The sequence below is a fragment of the Aequorivita capsosiphonis DSM 23843 genome, from assembly GCF_000429125.1.
Lineage (GTDB): Bacteria > Bacteroidota > Bacteroidia > Flavobacteriales > Flavobacteriaceae > Aequorivita > Aequorivita capsosiphonis.
The window spans coordinates 1-3,812 of the sequence record NZ_AUBG01000025.1; the positions used below are offsets into that span (position 1 = coordinate 1).

Annotated in this window: 2 protein-coding genes; both read right to left on the reverse strand. The window is 42.5% G+C overall.

Annotated elements, in window-relative coordinates; genetic code table 11:
* The coding region (locus tag G440_RS20115; protein ID WP_034259739.1) for a GEVED domain-containing protein at window positions 1-1,442 on the reverse strand (1,442 nt) is incomplete at its 3' end.
* Window positions 1,443-1,584: 142 nt separating this feature from the next.
* On the reverse strand, window positions 1,585-3,812 hold a 2,228-nt coding region (locus G440_RS20120; protein ID WP_211228201.1), incomplete at its 5' end, for a T9SS type A sorting domain-containing protein.

The window sequence follows — 3,812 nt, forward strand, 5'->3', positions numbered from 1 at the left end:
AAGTCCTCACCAGCAGCCACTACAATGTCTGCAGCACTCGTAAAGTCAGAATCAACAGAAGATCCTGAACCTCCATTACCATCACCTGCAATAGGGTGTTCTTGGGCACAAGGACCTGAGCCACCGCCACCGCCACCGGCAGTTACAGTAAATTTATAATCTTCGAATTCTCCATAAGTAAAGCCTGTCTCACAAGGATCAACATCTCCTGTTGTACTTAACCAATGGCTCACGACTCTCATCCGGGTATCACCTTCCAAAGCATCTGCAGGAACGGTAATCGTACCTGTTTGATTGGATAAATAACCGCTTGAAGCATAAGCTACTTCGGCTGTTGTATCAAAAACACCATCTTGGTTCCAGTCTACCCAGACTCTAAAGCCCGCAGTTCCTCCTTCCATGTCTGCCGAGAAGTCCACGGTCCCTTCTTGCTCTTGAGTAACTGTAGCTGTATCATAAAAGTCTCCATATCCGCCAGTTGAAAAACCAGAACCCATATTGGAAATGTTCTCGCTGCCGCCAGTGGTAGAGAAATTATCGATAAATCTATCCGAGTTTGTTCCTTCAGGAATACAATATGCGCTGCTGCCACCACCGCCGCCAGAAAGCACTTCAACTTCCCAGCCACAAGTGTTAACTACTGCAGTTGCTTTGAACTCAAAAGTCAAAGCCCCAGAAGTGGAATTAAAAACACCTGAACCGTTTGCTGCAATCATACCGTCAAGTGTATCAGTATCGGTATTCAAATTGCTATCGTAGATTTTTGGAGCGCTAACATCTGTTCCATCATAAATATTTAAATAATCAAAATCTCCAAAAACTCTAAACGATAAGAATTCTACAGATAAATCAGAACCAGTTAATGTGGTTACTGTAGTACATCCACAGTTTGGATAATCTCCAGGATCTCCTGAAGATGTAGTGGAGCAATCTCCTCCGGGTCCTCCATTTACACCGTCTGATGGGTCGTAAAAGAAATCACCTGTTGCTGCCGCAAAACTTTCTGTTGCCCCTGCAGTAGGAACAATATCTGATAGGATTCTATTCTGAACCACTCCATTTTGTATAGAGAAAGCATTAGCATCACTATAAACCCCTTCAGCTTTAGCAGCTGATATTTCTGCTTCATCTTCAGCGGTGAGCATTCTTGGAGCCACAAATAAAGGTGTTTGGCTATGAGCCGCTCTGTTTTCTTCAGAAACTGTGATATTTCTAGCCTCTGCAGAACTATTAAAAACAACGACTTCGTCATTAGCTGCTCTAGCTGATTGTTGGTAGCTATCACGCGTCAAGAGTTTTCCACTGGTAGCTTGGGAGTCATTTTGCACCTCTATATTCGTCGGACTCGAACTGGTCTTTGAATTTGATGGTTGCGTAGTTTGGGCACTTAAGGTGAGCGAAAGCAAACCTAAGAAACACCCAATAATAGTAGTTTTTTTCATAATTTAAATTAGTTTTAGTTAATAATATCATAAAAGTATTCAAAATATCTAGCAAACCAAAAGATTTAGGTCTAAACAATAGAATAAAAAAAGCCACCCACTTTCGTGGATGGCTTCCATTTCAAACTTAAAACACTAAGAGTTATTGCCTTAGTACTCTATATGTACCTGTTTTCCCGTTTACTACCACTTTCATCAAATAAGTGCCAGTACTCAGTTTAGATACATCAACCTGAGAGCTTGTTGCGTTCACACGTTCGGTGATTACCATTTGACCTAAAACATTGTATAAGGTAACCTTCTCAATGTTATCAGCACTTGTTAGGTTCAACACTCCATTTGTTGGATTTGGATAGAATGAGAATCCTTCTAAGGTATTCTCACCAACACCTATCATATCACAAGTTACATCTGCCTCCCATCCAGAATACTGGAATGAACCATCACTTAAAAACACAAAAGTAAGTGCTCCACTTGGATGAGACGAGACGAATGGACCAGGAATTGTAGTTCCATAGTATCCTCCAGGAGGGAATCCACCGTTAGTAGCTGGATTTCCACTAGAGATTATTGGAGAACTAGCATCAGGACCATCATAAACATACAAGGCATCCCAACCAGCTTCAGTATTAAAAGCAGTAAATGTAACAGTTACCTTATCTCCCACATTATCTGGGCTGATAGTGGTTGTAACATTTGCATTAGGCTCATAATCTCCACTTGGACCACCAGTATCATAGAATTTGCCTCCACAAGCCGGCGGTGTTGCGAATGCAACCGGACCAGCTAATTGACTCAATCCATCAGAATCACAGTCGGCAACTACATAAAAATCGTAGCTTAAGCCGCCGGATAAACCTGTTGCATTTGCAGTAGTCGTACCAGAAGGTGTTGTTCCGGTTGCAATCGGGCTATCTGTAATTGGGTTGTCACCCGCTTCAAAAACATACCAGATATAACCACTACTTGCATTTGGTTCAGCATCCCAAGACAAATCTGCCGAAGTTGACGTAATGTTCGATACGGCAAGATTTATAGGTTTTGGACACGCTGGTGGAGCAAGAGTTTCCCCTATGGATGCCCAAGCAACTTGTGCATCGCCAATAGCATTAACTAGGTTCCCGATAAAGGTAGTTGCTCCCGTAGTTAGATCTACTGAACGCCACTCCGCAGCGAATGTAGCACCGTTAAAGGCTGACATGTAAACCATATCTGTAGTTGGGTCATAAGCCATTCCCTGACCAAAGTTGGCATCGAAACCAATATCGCCTATAGCAGTCGCCGTACCTGTAGTAAGATCTACCGAGTAGAACATTTGATTTACGAGTTCGTAAGTATAACCAACGCCAGCACCGTCAATGGCAAGCGCAATAGGAAGGTCTGCAGGGTTTATACCGGTAGCTCCCACCAAGGTAGCAGAAATTGCCACTGGGTCTATGGTATAAAGATCTGCGCCTGATATGGCATAAAGAATACCACTAGTGCGATCAAACTCCATACCTACCCAGTCTCCTGGAATATTCCCTAATGAAGTATAGAAACCAGATTCAACATCAAAAGAGTAGAACTCTCCAGCATTGTCCAAGGCATACCCTGTAGTTGGGTTTGCAGGATCTATTGCACCAGCATTCTCAAAATTAACGGTTATTGGAGAAGTTCCAAAAACTTCTGTATCTCCTGGAGTCGTTACACCAAAGCCTATAAGGTCTTGAGTTGCATTATTAATACCATAAACCGTAGTTAATGGGCCAGATCCACCACCGCCATCTACGCAGTATCCAACAGCTCCATTAAAAATCCGTGGGTCAAAAATAGGAGTAGTGAAAGGTGTATTACTTGCCGAACCTAAATCTAGAGCTAAATCAGCATTTGAATAATTCTGATTTGTTCCATCTCCATTCGTATAATAATGTGAATGCGTTCCATCAAAAACCAATGCAACTGCATACGTAGTATTTGCCGATAATGAAATAGTATTATCCAATGTAGCTGTTGAAGGAAGTCCAGCTCCAGCTGAAGTACCTGATCCAGTAGATTCGGCAGTTCCCCATATTGCAGGATCTGCTTCATTACCAACATAGGTACCTTCAAACATATAAACATCTACAGTAAAGGCACCAAGATCTTCCGTATGCAAATCGAAACTTAATACGTCAATATCTGAATCTTCTACAGTAATGTCAAAATATACCGCTCCTCCTGGAGAACCGTTGTTTCCACCAGCATAGAGTGTCTGTAAACTATCTGGAGTACAACCACCTCCACCAATTGGGGTACACTCTCCAGAGAAAACATAACCTACCTCTCTGGTTGGTTCCGGTACAGTCCAGAAACCATCAACGGCGTTATACTGAGCCATTGGCTCTCCTT